At 67.9% G+C, this 14535-nt stretch carries 13 protein-coding genes and 1 pseudogene; 5 read left to right on the top strand and 9 right to left on the bottom strand.

Annotation, left to right across the window (positions count from 1 at the left end; genetic code table 11):
* Nucleotide 1: 1 nt before the first annotated feature.
* The 9 genes and pseudogenes from H261_RS04360 to H261_RS04395 all read right to left on the bottom strand — a co-directional run bounded on the left by H261_RS04360 (nt 2) and on the right by H261_RS04395 (nt 9454).
* Nucleotides 2-2500 carry a flagellar hook-basal body complex protein gene (locus H261_RS04360; RefSeq protein ID WP_040475694.1) on the bottom strand — a complete coding sequence of 833 codons (2499 nt, stop codon included), beginning with the start codon at nt 2498-2500 and terminating at the stop codon, nt 2-4.
* A gap of 22 nt (nt 2501-2522) precedes the next feature.
* Complete coding sequence (locus H261_RS04365) at nt 2523-3329, bottom strand: flagellar hook assembly protein FlgD (protein ID WP_008614772.1); 807 nt, start codon at nt 3327-3329, stop codon at nt 2523-2525.
* 11 nt (nt 3330-3340) lie between these two features.
* On the bottom strand, nt 3341-5107 hold the full coding sequence (locus H261_RS04370) for a flagellar hook-length control protein FliK (protein ID WP_008614773.1): 1767 nt from the start codon (nt 5105-5107) through the stop codon (nt 3341-3343).
* A 194-nt stretch (nt 5108-5301) separates the two neighbouring features.
* Complete coding sequence (locus H261_RS04375) at nt 5302-5562, bottom strand: hypothetical protein (protein WP_008614774.1); 261 nt, start codon at nt 5560-5562, stop codon at nt 5302-5304.
* 5 nt (nt 5563-5567) lie between these two features.
* The gene (locus H261_RS04380; protein ID WP_008614775.1) at nt 5568-6302 is read right to left on the bottom strand and encodes a competence/damage-inducible protein A; all 735 of its coding nucleotides are present in this window, start codon (nt 6300-6302) and stop codon (nt 5568-5570) included.
* A 27-nt stretch (nt 6303-6329) separates the two neighbouring features.
* Entirely contained in the window at nt 6330-6743 is a 414-nt protein-coding gene (mutT, locus tag H261_RS26840; RefSeq protein ID WP_456095267.1) for an 8-oxo-dGTP diphosphatase MutT, read from the bottom strand.
* 99 nt (nt 6744-6842) lie between these two features.
* A pseudogene (locus tag H261_RS26845) lies at nt 6843-7313 on the bottom strand (GNAT family N-acetyltransferase); the annotation flags it as partial.
* 18 nt (nt 7314-7331) lie between these two features.
* Nucleotides 7332-8564 (bottom strand): bifunctional glutamate N-acetyltransferase/amino-acid acetyltransferase ArgJ, encoded by a 1233-nt coding sequence (argJ, locus tag H261_RS04390; protein ID WP_008614777.1) that lies wholly within the window; start codon nt 8562-8564, stop codon nt 7332-7334.
* 68 nt (nt 8565-8632) lie between these two features.
* Nucleotides 8633-9454 (bottom strand): peptidylprolyl isomerase, encoded by an 822-nt coding sequence (locus H261_RS04395; RefSeq protein WP_008614778.1) that lies wholly within the window; start codon nt 9452-9454, stop codon nt 8633-8635.
* A gap of 308 nt (nt 9455-9762) precedes the next feature.
* On the opposite strand from H261_RS04395, the gene gap reads away from it, so the two are divergent.
* The 5 genes from gap to H261_RS04420 all read left to right on the top strand — a co-directional run bounded on the left by gap (nt 9763) and on the right by H261_RS04420 (nt 14523).
* Complete coding sequence (gap, locus tag H261_RS04400) at nt 9763-10761, top strand: type I glyceraldehyde-3-phosphate dehydrogenase (RefSeq protein WP_008614779.1); 999 nt, start codon at nt 9763-9765, stop codon at nt 10759-10761.
* A 71-nt stretch (nt 10762-10832) separates the two neighbouring features.
* Complete coding sequence (locus H261_RS04405) at nt 10833-12080, top strand: phosphoglycerate kinase (RefSeq protein WP_008614780.1); 1248 nt, start codon at nt 10833-10835, stop codon at nt 12078-12080.
* A gap of 109 nt (nt 12081-12189) precedes the next feature.
* On the top strand, nt 12190-12951 hold the full coding sequence (gene cobM / locus H261_RS04410; protein ID WP_008614781.1) for a precorrin-4 C(11)-methyltransferase: 762 nt from the start codon (nt 12190-12192) through the stop codon (nt 12949-12951).
* Between the two features lie 37 nt (nt 12952-12988).
* The gene (cobA, locus tag H261_RS04415; protein WP_008614782.1) at nt 12989-13768 is read left to right on the top strand and encodes a uroporphyrinogen-III C-methyltransferase; all 780 of its coding nucleotides are present in this window, start codon (nt 12989-12991) and stop codon (nt 13766-13768) included.
* On the top strand, nt 13765-14523 hold the full coding sequence (locus H261_RS04420; protein ID WP_040475699.1) for a sulfite exporter TauE/SafE family protein: 759 nt from the start codon (nt 13765-13767) through the stop codon (nt 14521-14523). The genes cobA and H261_RS04420 overlap by 4 nt, the downstream gene beginning before the upstream one ends.
* Nucleotides 14524-14535 lie beyond the last annotated feature (12 nt).

The following is a 14535-nucleotide window of genomic DNA, read 5'->3' on the forward strand; positions in this document are numbered from 1 at the left end:
CCTACCGCTTGATCTGCACCAGTTCGTCCAGCATCTGGTCGGCGGTGGTGATGATCTTGGCCGCCGCCGAGTAGGCGCGCTGGGTGACGATCATGGTGGTGAACTCCGAGCCGATGTCGACGGTCGAGGCTTCCAGCGAGGCCGACTGCACCGAGCCGGCGCCGGCGTTGTTGGCGACGCGCAGGGTGTAGGAGCCCGAGGTGTTGGTCTCGATCCAGGAATTGCCGGTCAGCGATTCCAGGCCGTTGGGGTTGGTGAAGGTGGCCACCGGGATCTGGAACACCGGGCGGCGGACGCCGTTGTCGAACAGGGCGGTGACCACGCCGTCGGTACCCACCGACACGCCCGAGAAGTTGCCGAACTTGGCGCCGTTCTGGGTCAGATAGGCCAGCTGGTAGGTGCCGCCCAGCTGGGTCATGCCGTCGGCCTGCGAGGTGTTGCCCACGAACCAGTCGATGCGCTGGTCGGCGCCGGTGCCGTTGGGCACCAGGGTCATGGATTGCGCGCCGTTGGTCCAGTTGACCGCCATCTTGGAGACGTTGACCTCCTTGGGGGTGCCGTCGCCGTTGAAGGTGATGGCCGGGTCGGTGACGGTGATGGCGTTCAGAGTGAACTCGCCGTCCACGTTGTCCAGCGAGGGAATGGACGAGGTCCAGTTGCGGGTCTGCGACTGGGCCAGGGTCGATTCCATGTCGGTGCAGTTGAAGCTCATGGTCGAGGCGCCCTGCTGCTGGATGACCTCCACCGTCGAGCCGTTGGCGCGGAACAGCGGGATGGTCGAGCCCAGGGAGATCACGTCGGCGGCCAGGGCGGCATTGGTGCTGCTGTCCCAGTTGCGCGGGTTGCGCAGCGCCTGGGCCACCAGGGTGGCGACGTCCGAGCCCGAGGTGTAGGTGGTGTTGTTGAGGTTGATGACGACTTCCTTGCCGGCCACCGGGGTGATGGTGCCGGTGGTGTCGAAGTACACGTTCAGGGTTTCGCCGCCGACGGTGATGGCGAAGGTCTTTTCGTTGAGCGACGAAATGTCGGCGGCCGAGGAGGCGACGAAGTCGAGGCGGGCCTGGCTGGCATAGACCAGCGAGGGGGTCGAGCCGTCCAGGATGTCCATGGAGGCGGCGCCCGAGGGCGGGTTGACGCCGCGCTGCTCCTGGTAGGGGGCGGTCGAGGTGGTGATGTAGTCGGCCGGGGTCAGCGTCAGCACCGTGGTGGCGCCGTTGGCGACGGCGGTGATCCGGTAATAGCCGGTATTGGTCGTGGTGCTGTCCGAGTTGCTGACCTTGATGTAGTCGTCGACCGCGTAGGTGTTGGTGGCCAGTTCGCCCAGGTCCAGTTCCTGGGTGGCGGCGGTGAAGCTCGGATTGGTGCTGTAGGTCTTGGTGCTGCCGCCGATGACCACGGTCGCCGAAGCCACCGGGATGTCGTCGGTGACGGCGGGCGTGGTGGCGACCGTGCCGCTGACGTACCAGTCGCCGTTATTGGTGCTGGCGGTGCCCGAGGCGCCGGAGACGTTGAGGACCGAGCCGATGGGGATGTCCGCGGTGGTCAGGGTGCCGGCCGGCATGGCGATGGCGCCGGTGCCGGCGAAATAGCCGAGATCGGTGGTGTTGGCGGCGATCAGGGTGGTGACGCCCTGGCTGGTGTTGCCGTCGGCGCCGCCATAGAGCTTGAGGGCGGCGGTGTCGTTCTGCTTGACGTCGGTCAGCGTGGTGGAGACCGAGAAGAAGTTGCTCTTGGTTTCCACGTCCCACTGGTTCGAATTGGTCTTCGTCCAGTTGACGTTGAAATTATGGGTGTCGCCCAGGCTGTCGTAGATCAGCACGCTGGTCTGGTGATAGCCCGACGAGGAGGTGCTGGCCGGGTTGTAGATGGTGTCGCCCGACGGCAGGTTGGCGCCCATCTTGATCTGAGTGGTCTGGTCGGCGGTGCCGCCGATGGTCTTCAGATTGAGGGACTTCACTTCCTGTGGGTTGATAATGTTCTGGTTGACGTAGTGGAAGGTGCCGTCGTCCTGCTTGTACGCCTTCATGTAGGTGTTGCCGTCGACGGTCAGTTCGGTCGGCTTGGCCAGGACGTTGTTGTTGGTCGGCTGCAGCGGCCAGCCCTGGACGTAGAAGCCGGACACGTTCTGCAGATAGCCTTCCTTGTCCACCTTGAACGACCCGGCGCGGGTGTAGGCGAACATGCCGTTGCCGGAGGTGGCCGAGTCGGGGTCGGTGTTGACCACGAACATGCCCTGGCCCGACAGGGCGAGGTCGGTGGAGTTGGTGGTGGCCTGCAGCAGGCCCTGGTTGTCGATGGCGGCCCTGGGCTTGGACTGGACGCCGCCCGGCGAGTAGGTGGTCAGGGAGACCTGCTTGGTCACCAGGGTCTGGAAGTTGACCTTGGCTCCCTTGTAGCCGGTGGTGTTCACGTTGGTGATGTTGTCCGAAATGGCTCCCATGGCGCTCGACTGAGAGGCCAGGCCGGAGACACCCGAGAACAATGCGCCGTACAAGCTCATGATATCCTCCTGATCCTAATTCCTACTGGCTGCTCGAGCCGGTGTTGTTCGCAGCGGCCTGAAGCGCCTGGAGCTGTGCCAGCGCGGCCTGGTATTGGGCATTGGCGGCGGCCACCTGGGCCGAGTTGACGCCAGCCGTGTTGTCGTTGACGCTGACCACCTTATCCATGGTCAGCGTGATGTCGTTGCCCTTGGTCCCGGCGCCCATCACCAGCTGGCTGCCGTTGGTGGCGTCGTTGGTGACCTTGGTGATCCGCCCGAAGGTGGTGCTTGTGGCGGTGATGGCCGAGCCGTCGGCGGCGGTGGCCACCACGGAGATGGAATAGCGGCCGTCGCCCAGCTGGGTGCCCGACGAGTCCTTGCCGTTCCAGGACATCTCGTGGCGGCCCGACGAGGTCTCGCCGGTGGCGGTATTGACCAGGGTGCCCGACGAGTCCTTGATCTGGATCTTCACGTCGCGGGCTTCCTTGGGCAGGGTGTAGGACAGCGAGGCCGCCCCGTCCTGCAGCGGCAGGTCGGTGCCCGCCACCTCGACGGTCTGGCCGAGATAGCTGATGCCCTGCGATGTCTGGGACGTCTGCTGCAGCTTGATCAGCTTTTCCAGGTTGGAATTGGCGTTGATCTGCTGTTCGACGCTGGAGAACTGGACCAACTGGTTGGTGAACTGGGTCGAGTCCATGGGCGACAGCGGGTCCTGATGCTTCAGCTGGGTGGTCAGCATGGTCAGGAACGTGTTGAAGTTGCTGCCCAAGGTCGCCTTGCCGGCGGATGATCCGGTGCCGGTGCTGGCGGCATTGGCTGCTGCGGCTGCGTTGTCGACGGTGGTCATGGGACCTGCTCCTACACCGAGATGTCGACGCCGGAGCGTCCGCCGAGGCCGCGTTGGCGGGCGGATTGCGCCGCGCCGGCACCGGCCAGCTGGGCCTCCTCGCCGCCGTCGCCGCCACGGTTGCGGCCGCGGCGCGAACGGGCGTTGTTGTTGCCGCGGTCGGCGTTCTGCTGTTGCTCGCCACCCTTCAGGCTGAAGGTGGTGGCGGTACCGTCGGGCTTGAGGCCCGAATCCTCCAGGGCCTTTTCCAGGCCCTTGGCGTCCTTCTGCAGCATGGCCAGGGTCTCGGGCTTGTCGGCGGTGACGGTGGCCGAGACGCGGCCGTCGGCGCTGACCTCCAGCTTGATCTCGATCTTGCCCAGCTCATGGGGCTTCAACTGGATCTTGATGGTGTCGGCGCCGTCTTTGACCTGCTTGCTGATCTGGACGGAGACCTGCTCCATCACCTGGGCCTGCAGCTGGGTACGGGGCGTCCGGGCGGCGGAATGGGCGGCCTGGCCGGCCGAGGCCTTGTCGGCGGCCTGGGTGGACCCCACCCCGGCCAGACCGGCGACGGTGCGCTGCTCGGGAGCGGCGTCGTCGGCGACGTTGGCTTCCATCTGGGCGGCCAGCATGGCGGTGAAGGGCCGCACCTCGGCTTCGGCGGCCGGGTTGGCGCCGGTATCCTGGCTCAGGGCGGCGGTGGCCTGCTGCACGGCGGCGCCGCCATTCTTGTCCGAGGCGAAGCCCTGTCCCGCCTGCGGGTTCGGGCCGGCATCCTGGGCGGCGGCGCCCTGGGCGGCGAGGTCGATCAGGGACAGCGCCTCGACCACCGTGGCGGTATTCTGGGCGGCGGTGGGGCCGGCATCGGTGGTCCTGGTCTGGACCTTGATGTCCAGGTGGACGTTGGAGCCGGACAGCATGGCGGCCAGGTCGCGGGCCTGCTCGTCGGCCAGGTCGCCCATCTGCTCGGCGCCGGTGGCCTCGGTGGCGGCCTTGTGCTCGCCGACCTTGGAAATCATCTGGTTGACCAGTTCGGTGGCGGCATCCAGGGCGTCGTCCAGGTCGCCGTCCAGAACCTCGTTGACCAGGCGGTTCTCCAGGTCGGAGATGCGCTGGCGGTCGGCGGCGGACAGGCCGGCCATGGGGTCGTCCTCGCCCTTGGCCTCGTCGGCGCCGGTCAGCTGGGCCCGCACGGTCTGGGCCAGGGCGTTGAGATCCAGGGTGGGAGCGTCGCCGGAGGTATCGACCTGGACGATCTGCACGGTCTCGGTGATGGTCACGTCGATGGCCACCACGATCTCTTCGTCGTCCTGGGCCTTGGTCTCGAGCGGGGCCTGAACGGTGTCGTCGTCGTGGGCCGAGGCATCCTCGTCCGAGGCATCGGCATCGGCGGTCTGGACGGTGGCGGTGTCGTCGTCGGCCTTGACCGGAGCCGGGGCGGCCTCGGCGTCGTCGCCCTTGCGGGCGTTGGCGGCACCGGCGACGGCGGCGCGGGGCTTGTCGGCCTTGGCGGCGCCGCGGGCCTCCTTGGGCGCCGGCGGGGCTTCCTCGCGGGCTTCCTGGCGGCTGTCCACCTTCACTTCCATGTGCAGGCGGGTGATGTGCTCGGACAGGACCTTGTCGCCGGAGATCAGGCCGTTCAGATTGCCCGTCTTGCCGGAAAAGCGCTGGGTGCTCTGCTGCAGCACCGACAGGAAGGCGGCTTCCGCCGACAGGGCGGAGGGCTGCTTGTCCTGGCTGACCGCAGTCATGTTGGCTTCAGGTACCACACGCTTGTCGATGGATTGCACGGTCATGGTCTTGTCCCCGCGGAATTGGGCTGGCGAACGGTCTGTCGCGACCATTCCTCAGCAAGCGGCGGGCCAAGTCGTGCCGTCTCGGATAACTTGTTGTTTTTGCTGTATTCTATGCCTTGCCCCTGACGGCCGGGACGAAGGGCGGGGGCGGCCGGACGGAAAAAAATGCCGGGTGCGGGGAAAAGGCTGCCGGTTCAGTAGGGAGGGGCGTCGTCCTCATCGTCCTTGGCGAGGCTCATGATCCCCACCCCCATGGCCACCGAACCGAAGGTGACGAACAGGCCGCCGAACAGCAGGAGCAGCACCGGGGCGGGATTGGGGGAATCCATGGCCATGGTGCGGATGTGGCCGAGATCGGTGGCCAGCACCAGCCCGCCGAAGGTCGCCCCGGCGGCCAGGCCGTAGCACAGGTGCTGGGCCAGGAATTTCAGCGGCTCGCGTTCCCTGGGCGTCATGGCGGTCACCCCTCGGCGACGGCGGCGCCCAGTTCGGCCGCCAGGGCGCGGGTTTCGCTCATGACGCTGTCCAGGCGCCCGGGATCGGTGCCGCGTGCCACGATGGTGACCAGCGAACGGCCGTCGGTGAACGAGGGATAGGAGCCCACGTCCACCTCGGGGTGGCGGTCCTGGATGCGGCCCAGGCCCTCGGCCAGGTCGCCTTCCCGCACCGTCAGGGTGACGGAGCGCGAGACCTGGGGCGGCCCCTCGGCCAGGGTGTGGCGGATGCCTTCGAACATGGCGCGCAGGATGGCGGGAATGCCGGCCATGACGAAGACATTGCCCAGGCGGAAGCCCGGCGCCTGGCTGATGGGGTTGTCCACCAGTTCGGCGCCGGCCGGAATTTCGGCCATCTTGAGGCGGGCGGCGTTCAGCTCGCCTTCGCCGTAGCGGTTTTGCAGGCGGCGGACGGCTTCCGGGTCGCGCTCCAGCGCCACGCCGAAGGCCTTGGCCACCGCCGCCGAGGTGATGTCGTCGTGGGTGGGGCCGATGCCGCCGCTGGTGAAGACGTAGGTGTGGGACGAGCGGAGCGCGTCCAGGGCGGCGACGATGGCCGCCTGATCATCGCGGACGATGCGCACTTCCGAAAGCGTGACGCCGCGCGCCGCTAGTTCCTTGCCCAGAAAGGCGACGTTGGCATCCTGGGTGCGTCCCGACAGGATCTCGTTGCCGATCACCAGGATCGCCGCGTTGGCCATGACCGTCTCCCATATCAGGGAAGTGTATTATACCCATTCCCGCAGGATGGCGACCAGCGGGATGTCGGCGGGCGGCATGGGCAGGTCGCCCAGGCGGGCGGCGCGCACCCAGCGCAGTTCCTGCCCTTCGCGGGCGCTGGGGTTGCCCTTCCACACCCGCACCAGATAGAGTGGCATCAGCAGGTGGAAGGTGTCGTAGTCGTGGGAGGCGAAGGCGACCGGGGCGAGGCAGCTTTCCCGCACGTCGATGCCCAACTCCTCCTCCAGCTCGCGCACCAGGGCGGATTCGGGCGTCTCGCCCTCGTGGATCTTGCCGCCGGGGAACTCCCACAGGCCGGCCATGGTCTTGCCGGCGGGCCGCGACGCCATCAGCACGCGGCCGTCGCCGTCCACCAGGGCGGCGGCCACCACCAGCAGGGTGGGACGCAAGCCGCGGGCCATCAGCCATTCGCCCTTGCGCAGTTCGAAGACCGGGGCGACCACGCTGTCGCCCCGTGCCGGCATGGGGCAGGTATCGACCCTGAGAAAGGTAAGGCCGAGCTTTTCCAGCACCCGCTTTGAGGCGAGATTGTCGGGGTGGTAAGACGCCCATGCCCGCTCGAAGCCCAGGGTATCGAACAGGTGGCGGATCAGGCGATGGCCCGCCTCGGTGGCGTAGCCCTGGCCCCAGAAATCCTTGCCGATCCAGTAGCCCAGTTCCGGCGCGCCGTCCCGTTCCAGCCCGAAGCCCATCACGCCGACCAGCACGCCGTCGGTGGTGCGTTCCATGGCCAGGGCGACGCCCTTGCCCTCGATGCGGCGGATTTCCTGGTCCGCGACGAAGGCCTTGGCATCGTCCAGGCTGTAGGGATGGGGAATGGCGGCGGTCAGCCGCACCACGTCCCAGTCGCCGAGCAGCGCCGCCAGGGCGTCGAGGTCCTTGTCCGCGACCGGACGCAGGCGCAACCGGGCGGTGAGCAGCGGATGCCCTGCCCAGACCGTGCCCGGTTCCCGGCAACCCCGCTCCGCCATGGCGCTTTCTCCGTTCCGTCAGGTGCGATAGGACCCGTTGATGTCGATATAGGCGTGGGTCAGGTCGCAAGTATAGACGGTCGCCTTGCCCTTGCCCACGCCGACGTCCACCTCCATGACGATGTCCTGGCCCTTGAAGTGGGCGGCCACCGGCGCCTCGTCGTAGCCGTGGGCCATCTCGCCCCGGTCGGCCACCAGCACGCCGCCCATGCGGATGGACAGCTTGTCGCGGTTGGCCTTCTCGCCCGCCTTGCCCACCGCGGCCACCACCCGGCCCCAATTGGCGTCCTCGCCGGCGATGGCGGTCTTGACCAGGGGGGAATTGGCGATGGACATGCCGATGGTCCGCGCCGCCCGCTTGCCCGCCGCGCCGCTCACATGGATGGTGACGAACTTGGTGGCGCCCTCGCCGTCCCTGACCACCTGCAGCGCCAGGTCGAGCAGCAGGTCGAACAGTTTGGCCTTGAAATCGGCCAGGCGCTTGTCCTTGGCGTCCTTGACCACCGTGTTGCCGGCTCTTCCCGTGGCGAACAGCATCAGGGTGTCGCTGGTCGAGGTGTCGGAATCCACGGTGATGGCATTGAACGAGCGGTCGACGCCCTTGGACAGAAGCTCCTGCAGCACCCCGGACGGCAAGGCGGCGTCGGTGAAGACGTAGGACAGCATGGTCGCCATGTCGGGCGCGATCATGCCGGCGCCCTTGGCGATGCCGTTGATGATCACCTGGGTGCCGTCGATCACCGCAATGCGGGTGGCGCCCTTGGGATAGGTGTCGGTGGTCATGATGGCCTGGGCGGCCTCCAGCCAGTTGCCGGGCTGGAGCTTGGCGCGCACGTCGGCCAGGGCGGCGGTGATCTTCTCGTCGGGCAGGCGGACGCCGATGGTGCCGGTCGAGGCGATGTAGACCTCGGACTCCTTGCAGCCCACCAGCCTGGCGGTGGAGTCCACCGTGCGGCGCACCGAGGCGACGCCCACCGAGCCGGTGAAGGCGTTGGCGTTGCCGGAATTGACCACCAGGGCGCGGGCCGAGCCCTTGGCCACGGCCTCGCGGCACCATTCCACCGGCGCCGAGGCCGTCAGCGAGCGGGTGAACACGCCGGCGGCACTGGTGCCCTTGTCCATCTCGACCATCAGCAGGTCGGTGCGCCCGGCATAGCGGACGCCGCAGGCATGGCTGGCCAGCCGGATGCCGGCGATGACGGGCATGTCGGGGAAGCCCTTGGGGGCGAGGGGGGAGATGGCGGTGCTCATGGCGGGGATTTCCGTGCTCACAGGGTAGAAGGCCCGGCCGCTTTCGCTGGCCGGGCCCGTTCAGGCTTTTACTTCTTGGCCGCTTCCAGCGGCGTGCCGTCGGGCTTGAACCGCTTGATCTTGGCCTTCTCGCGCAGGTCGACCACCATCTTTTCCTGGATTTCCTCGGCGATCTGGCGGGCGATGACCGGCTTGGCCTGGTCGAACGGCGGGATGGAGGCCATCCGCTTGTCCTCGACCTTGATGACGTGATAGCCGAACTGGCTCTTCACCGGGGTCTTGGACACCTCGCCGGGGCGCATGGCGAAGGCGGCGGCGGAGAATTCCGGCACCATGGCGTCCTTGACGAAATAGCCGAGGTCGCCGCCCATGGCGCCCGAGCCCTTGTCGGTGGAGCGGCTCTTGGCCAGCTCGCCGAAATCCGAACCGCGGTTCAGGTCGGCGACGATCGAGCGGGCGCCTTCCTCGGTTTCCGCCAGGATGTGGCGGGCGCGCACTTCTTCCTGCGGCACGAAGTTCTTCACCGCCACGTCGTAACGGGCCTTGATGGCCTCGTCGTTGACGGCGCCGCGCACCTTCTTCTGCATCAGGGCCTGGGCCATCAGCTGGATTTCGACTCGCTTCATGGCCGCCTTGACGTCGGGATCGGCGTCCATCTTTTCCTTCTTGGCCAGCTCGTAGACCAGCTGGTTGTTGATGGCGACCTCAAGCACAGCCTCGTAGGGGGCCTGGGGACCCATCTGGCGGCCGTATTCGGCCAGCGCCGACATCTTGATGTCGGAGCCGTTGACGTTGGCGACAACGGTGTCGGCGGCAAAAGCCGGGCTGGCGGCCAGCCCGGCCGCCAGGGAAAGGGCGAGCATGGGGCGGCGCGCGAACAGCATCTTCATGGGCGATCATTCCTTCTCGTCGGTAGGTCTGGGCGCCGGGGGGCGCCCACGGCCGAGACATCAGTGCCAGCGGTTGAAGCATAACCGGGCGGGCGGCACAAGAGGCCGATTGGTATCGCCCTGGAATGCGGCAAAGTCATGGCGGAATTCCGCCCCGTACGAGCACTGGATTCGGAACTCACTCTGTGCAATATGGTTGCCCGACTTCGCAGGCCAGGGCGCGCATCCACCGCGCGCCGGCGCCACCCATTCAGCCCCCGGCCTGGGCGTGCCTGTAAGACGTCGTGTCGGACCAAGTGGAGGATATTATGACTGTTCGCGTTGGCATCAACGGCTTCGGCCGCATCGGTCGCATGGTGTTCCGCGCCGTGGCGAAGGAATTCCCCGAGATCGAGATCGTCGGTATCAACGACCTCCTCGAGCCCGATTACCTCGCCTACATGCTGAAGTACGATTCGGTGCACGGCCGCTTCAACGGCGACGTCTCGGTCGAAGGCTCGAACCTGATCGTCAATGGCAAGACCATCCGCCTCACCGCCGTCAAGGACCCGGCCGAACTGAAGTGGGACGAGGTCAAGGCCGACATCGTCATCGAGTCCACCGGCCTGTTCCTGTCGGCCGACGTGGCGGAGAAGCACCTGAAGGCCGGCGCCAAGAAGGTGCTGATGTCCGCGCCCTCCAAGGACGAGACGCCGATGTTCGTCTACGGCGTCAACCACAAGAAGTATGCCGGCGAGAAGATCGTCTCGGCCGCGTCGTGCACCACCAACTGCCTGGCCCCGGTGGCCAAGGTGCTGAACGACAACTGGGGCATCAAGCGCGGCCTGATGACCACCGTGCACGCCGCCACCGCCACCCAGAAGACCGTGGACGGCCCGTCGTCCAAGGATTGGCGCGGCGGCCGCGGCATCCTGGAAAACATCATCCCGTCCTCGACCGGCGCCGCCAAGGCGGTGGGCAAGGTGCTGCCCGAGCTGAACAAGAAGCTGACCGGCATGGCCTTCCGCGTTCCCACCTCGGACGTCTCGGTGGTCGACCTGACCGTCGAGTTGAACAAGGACGCCAGCTACGAGGACATCTGCAAGGCCATGAAGGCCGCCTCCGAGGGTGAGCTGAAGGGCGTGCTGGGCTACACCGAGGACAAGGTGGTCGCCACCGATTTCGTCGGCTGCAACCTGCCGTCCATCTTCGATGCCGATGCCGGCATCGCGCTGGACAGCACCTTCGTCAAGGTCGTCACCTGGTACGACAACGAGTACGGCTACACCTGCAACATGCTGCGCTTCCTGCAGCATATCGCCAAGTAGGCCGCTTCGCTCCGGTTCGGGCGGAAGGGTTTGCCTTCCGCCCGTCACCTTCAAGACATAAGGACGCTTCCATGTTCCGGACCATCGACAAGCTCGACGTCAAGGGCAAGCGGGTGCTGGTGCGCGCCGACCTCAACGTGCCGGCCAAGGACGGCAAGGTCACCGATACCACCCGGATCGACCGCTCGGCCGCCACGCTGATCCAGCTGGCCGCCAAGGGCGCCAGGGTCATCGTGCTGACCCATTTCGGCCGCCCCAAGGGGCGCGAGGACAAGTACTCGCAGAAGCTGCTGGTCGAGCCGCTGGCGCGCGCGGTGGGCAAGACCGTGGCCTGGGCCGACGACTGCATCGGGCCGGAAGCGGAAAAGCTGATCGCCGCCATGAAGGACGGCGACATCGCCCTGCTGGAAAACGTCCGCTTCCATCCCGAGGAAGAGAAGAACGACCCCGCCTTCGCCAAGGCCCTGGCCGCCCTGGGTGATTTCTACATCAACGACGCCTTCTCCACCGCCCATCGGGCGCATGCCTCCACCGAGGGTCTGGCGCACCTGCTGCCCGCCGCCGCCGGCCGCCTGATGCAGGCCGAGCTGGAAGCGCTGGGCAAGGCGCTGGAAATGCCGGAGAAGCCGGTGGCCGCCATCGTCGGCGGCGCCAAGGTCTCCACCAAGCTGGATCTGCTGGGCAATCTGGTGGCCAAGGTGGACTACCTGATCATCGGCGGCGGCATGGCCAACACCTTCCTGTTCGCCCAGGGAAAGCAGGTGGGCAAGAGCCTGTGCGAGAAGGATCTGGCCGGCACCGCCCGCGAGATCATCAAGAAGGCCGAGGCGGCCAAGTGCCGCATCATCCTTCCCACCGACGTCGTGGTGGCCGGCGAGTTCGCCGAGAACGCCGCCAATGCCGTGGTCGGCGTCGACGCGGTGCCCGAGGACAAGATGATCCTCGACGCCGGTCCGGCTTCGGCCGAGGCGGTGGCCCGGCTGCTGGAAGGCTGCAAGACTCTGGTGTGGAACGGCCCGCTGGGCGCCTTCGAGATCGCCCCCTTCGACAAGGCCACCAACGCCGTGGCCCAGGCGGCCGCCGCGCTGACCGCCAAGGGCGGGCTGCTGACCGTGGGCGGCGGCGGCGATACCGTCTCGGCCCTGGCCAAGGCGGGGGTCGAGGACAAGTTCTCCTACATCTCCACGGCGGGCGGCGCCTTCCTGGAATGGCTGGAGGGCAAGGAGCTGCCCGGCGTGGCCGCCCTGCACGTCCAGCCCGATCAGGTGCGCGGCAGTGGCTGCGGCTGCGGCGCCGGCGGCGTCGGCGGCTGCGGCTGAGTCTTCAGGTCACTCCCCGAACCGTCTTCGTCGCAACGCGAAGGGAGTTCGGGGCATCGCCCCGACTGGGCTCGGGCGAGGGCCCGATCCATTCGAGGATATTGATTTCATGACCGTCCATTTCATCGGCGCCGGACCGGGCGCCCCCGACCTGATCACCGTGCGGGGGCTGAACCTGATCCGCCGTTGCCCGGTGGTGCTGTACGCCGGTTCGCTGGTGCCCGCCGAGATCGTCGCCGAGGCCATGTCCGACGCCCGGGTGGTCGATACCGCGCCGCTCAACCTGGATGAGATCATCGCCGAGATGGAGATGGCTCATAAGCTCGGCGTGCAGGTGGCCCGCATCCATTCCGGCGATCCCTCCCTCTACGGCGCCATCGCCGAGCAGATGCGCCGCCTGGACGCTCTGGGCATCGCCTATGACGTGACCCCCGGGGTTCCCGCCTTCGCGGCCGCCGCCGCCGCGCTCGCCACCGAGTTGACCCTGCCCGACGTCAGCCAGACGGTGATCCTGACCCGGACCTCGGTGCGTTCGTCTTCCATGCCCAATAATGAGGATCTGGCGACGCTGGGCAAAAGTGGTGCGACGCTGGCCATCCACCTGTCGGTGAGCAACCTGGCCCATGTGGTCAAGGAATTGTCGCCGCTCTACGGCGGGGATTGCCCGGTGGTGGTGGCCTTCCGGGTGGGCTGGCCGGACCAGAGCTTCATCCGGGGAACCCTGGCCGACATTCGCGACTCGGTGAAGGCGGCGGGGCTGACCCGCACCGCCCTGATCCTGGTGGGCCGCGTGCTGGGCGGGGCCGAGTTCACCGATTCACGGCTCTATGCCGAGGACCATACCCACGTGCTGCGTCCGGCCAAGGGGTGAGACTCCCGCCGCGCAAAGCCTTATAGTACGGGCCGCCATGCTCGACCTGCCCTTCGATCTCCCCGCTTTCGCCCCCGGTTCCGTCTGGCTGGCCGGTGCCGGTCCCGGTGATCCCGGCCTGCTGACCCTGCTGGCGCTGCATGGGCTGCGCGGTGCCGAGCATGTGGTGCACGACGCCCTGGTCGATGGCCGTATCCTTGCCCTGATCCCGGCCGGCGTGGCGGTGGAATCCATGGGCAAGCGCGGCGGCGCGGCCTCGGCGCGGCAAGCCGATATCACGGCGCGGCTGATCGAACTGGCACGGGCGGGCAAGAAGGTGCTGCGCCTCAAGGGCGGCGATCCCTTCGTCTTCGGGCGCGGGCCGGAGGAGGCCCTGGCCCTGGCGGCGGCCGGGGTGCCGTTCCGCATCGTGCCGGGCATCACGGCGGGAATCGGCGGGCTGGCCTATGCCGGCATTCCGGTGACCGCCAAGGAAACCAATTCGGCGGTGGCCTTTGTCACCGGCCACGGACCCGACGGCGAGATGCCCGACGAATTCGATTGGGATGCCCTGGCGCGCGGCGCGCCGGTGCTGGTGTTCTACATGGGGCTGAAGCATCTGGACCGCCTGACCTCGCGCCTGATGGCGGCGGGGCGCCGGGCGGACGAGGCGGTGGCCGTGGTCTGCGACGCCGCCACCCCGCGTCAGGCGGTGCTGGAAACCACCCTGGCCGAAGCCGCCGGCGCGGTCGAGCGGGCCGGGCTGAAGCCGCCGGCCCTGCTGGTGGTCGGCCCGGTGGTCGCCTTGCGCCGCCAGCTGGATTGGTGGATGCCGTGATCGAGGCGCTGACCGGTCTGGCCCATGCCGGCATCGGTATCTGCCGCGCCGGCATCGACGGGCGCGAAAACCTGATCCTCGGGCTGTTCGTCACCGGTCTGGTGGGCAGCCTGACCCATTGCGCCGGTATGTGCGGCCCTTTCGCCCTGTCGCAATGCGCGGCGCGGCTGGAGGCCATTCCCCTGGGCCGCATGACCGAGATGCGGCGGCTGGCGGGAGCGGCGCTGCTGCCCTATCATCTGGGCCGCGCCACCACCTACGGGGTGCTGGGGGCGGCGGCGGCCACCTTCGGCGGCATCCTGGGCGGGGCGGGATCGTTCCGCCTGCTGGCCGCCCTGCTGCTGGGCGTCGCGGCCCTGCTGCTGCTGGCCATGGCCTTGCCCGGAGTCAAGGCGCTGGCCGGCGGGGGCGGCGAAAGTGGCTGGGCGCGGGCGGTGGGACGCATGGCCGGACCATTGTTCGCGCGGCCCTTCGGGCTGCGCGGCTGGGCGCTGGGCGTCATGCTGGGGTTCATCCCCTGCGGCCTGCTCTATGCCGCCCTGGCGGCGGCGGCGGCGGGCGGCAACCCGGTGGCCGGCGCCTTCGGCATGCTGGCCTTCTGGGCGGGCACGGTGCCCATGCTGGTGCTGGTGGCGGCGGTGGGGCAGGCGGCCTTGTCCCATTGGCGCGGACCGTTGCTGCGGGCGGCGCCCGCCTTGTTGGTTCTGAACGCGGGGATGCTGGGCTTCATGGCCTGGCAGCTTCTCGCCTCCTGAATGCGGAGAGAG

This window comes from Paramagnetospirillum caucaseum (genome assembly GCF_000342045.1).
GTDB classification, from domain to species: Bacteria; Pseudomonadota; Alphaproteobacteria; order Rhodospirillales; family Magnetospirillaceae; genus Phaeospirillum; species Phaeospirillum caucaseum.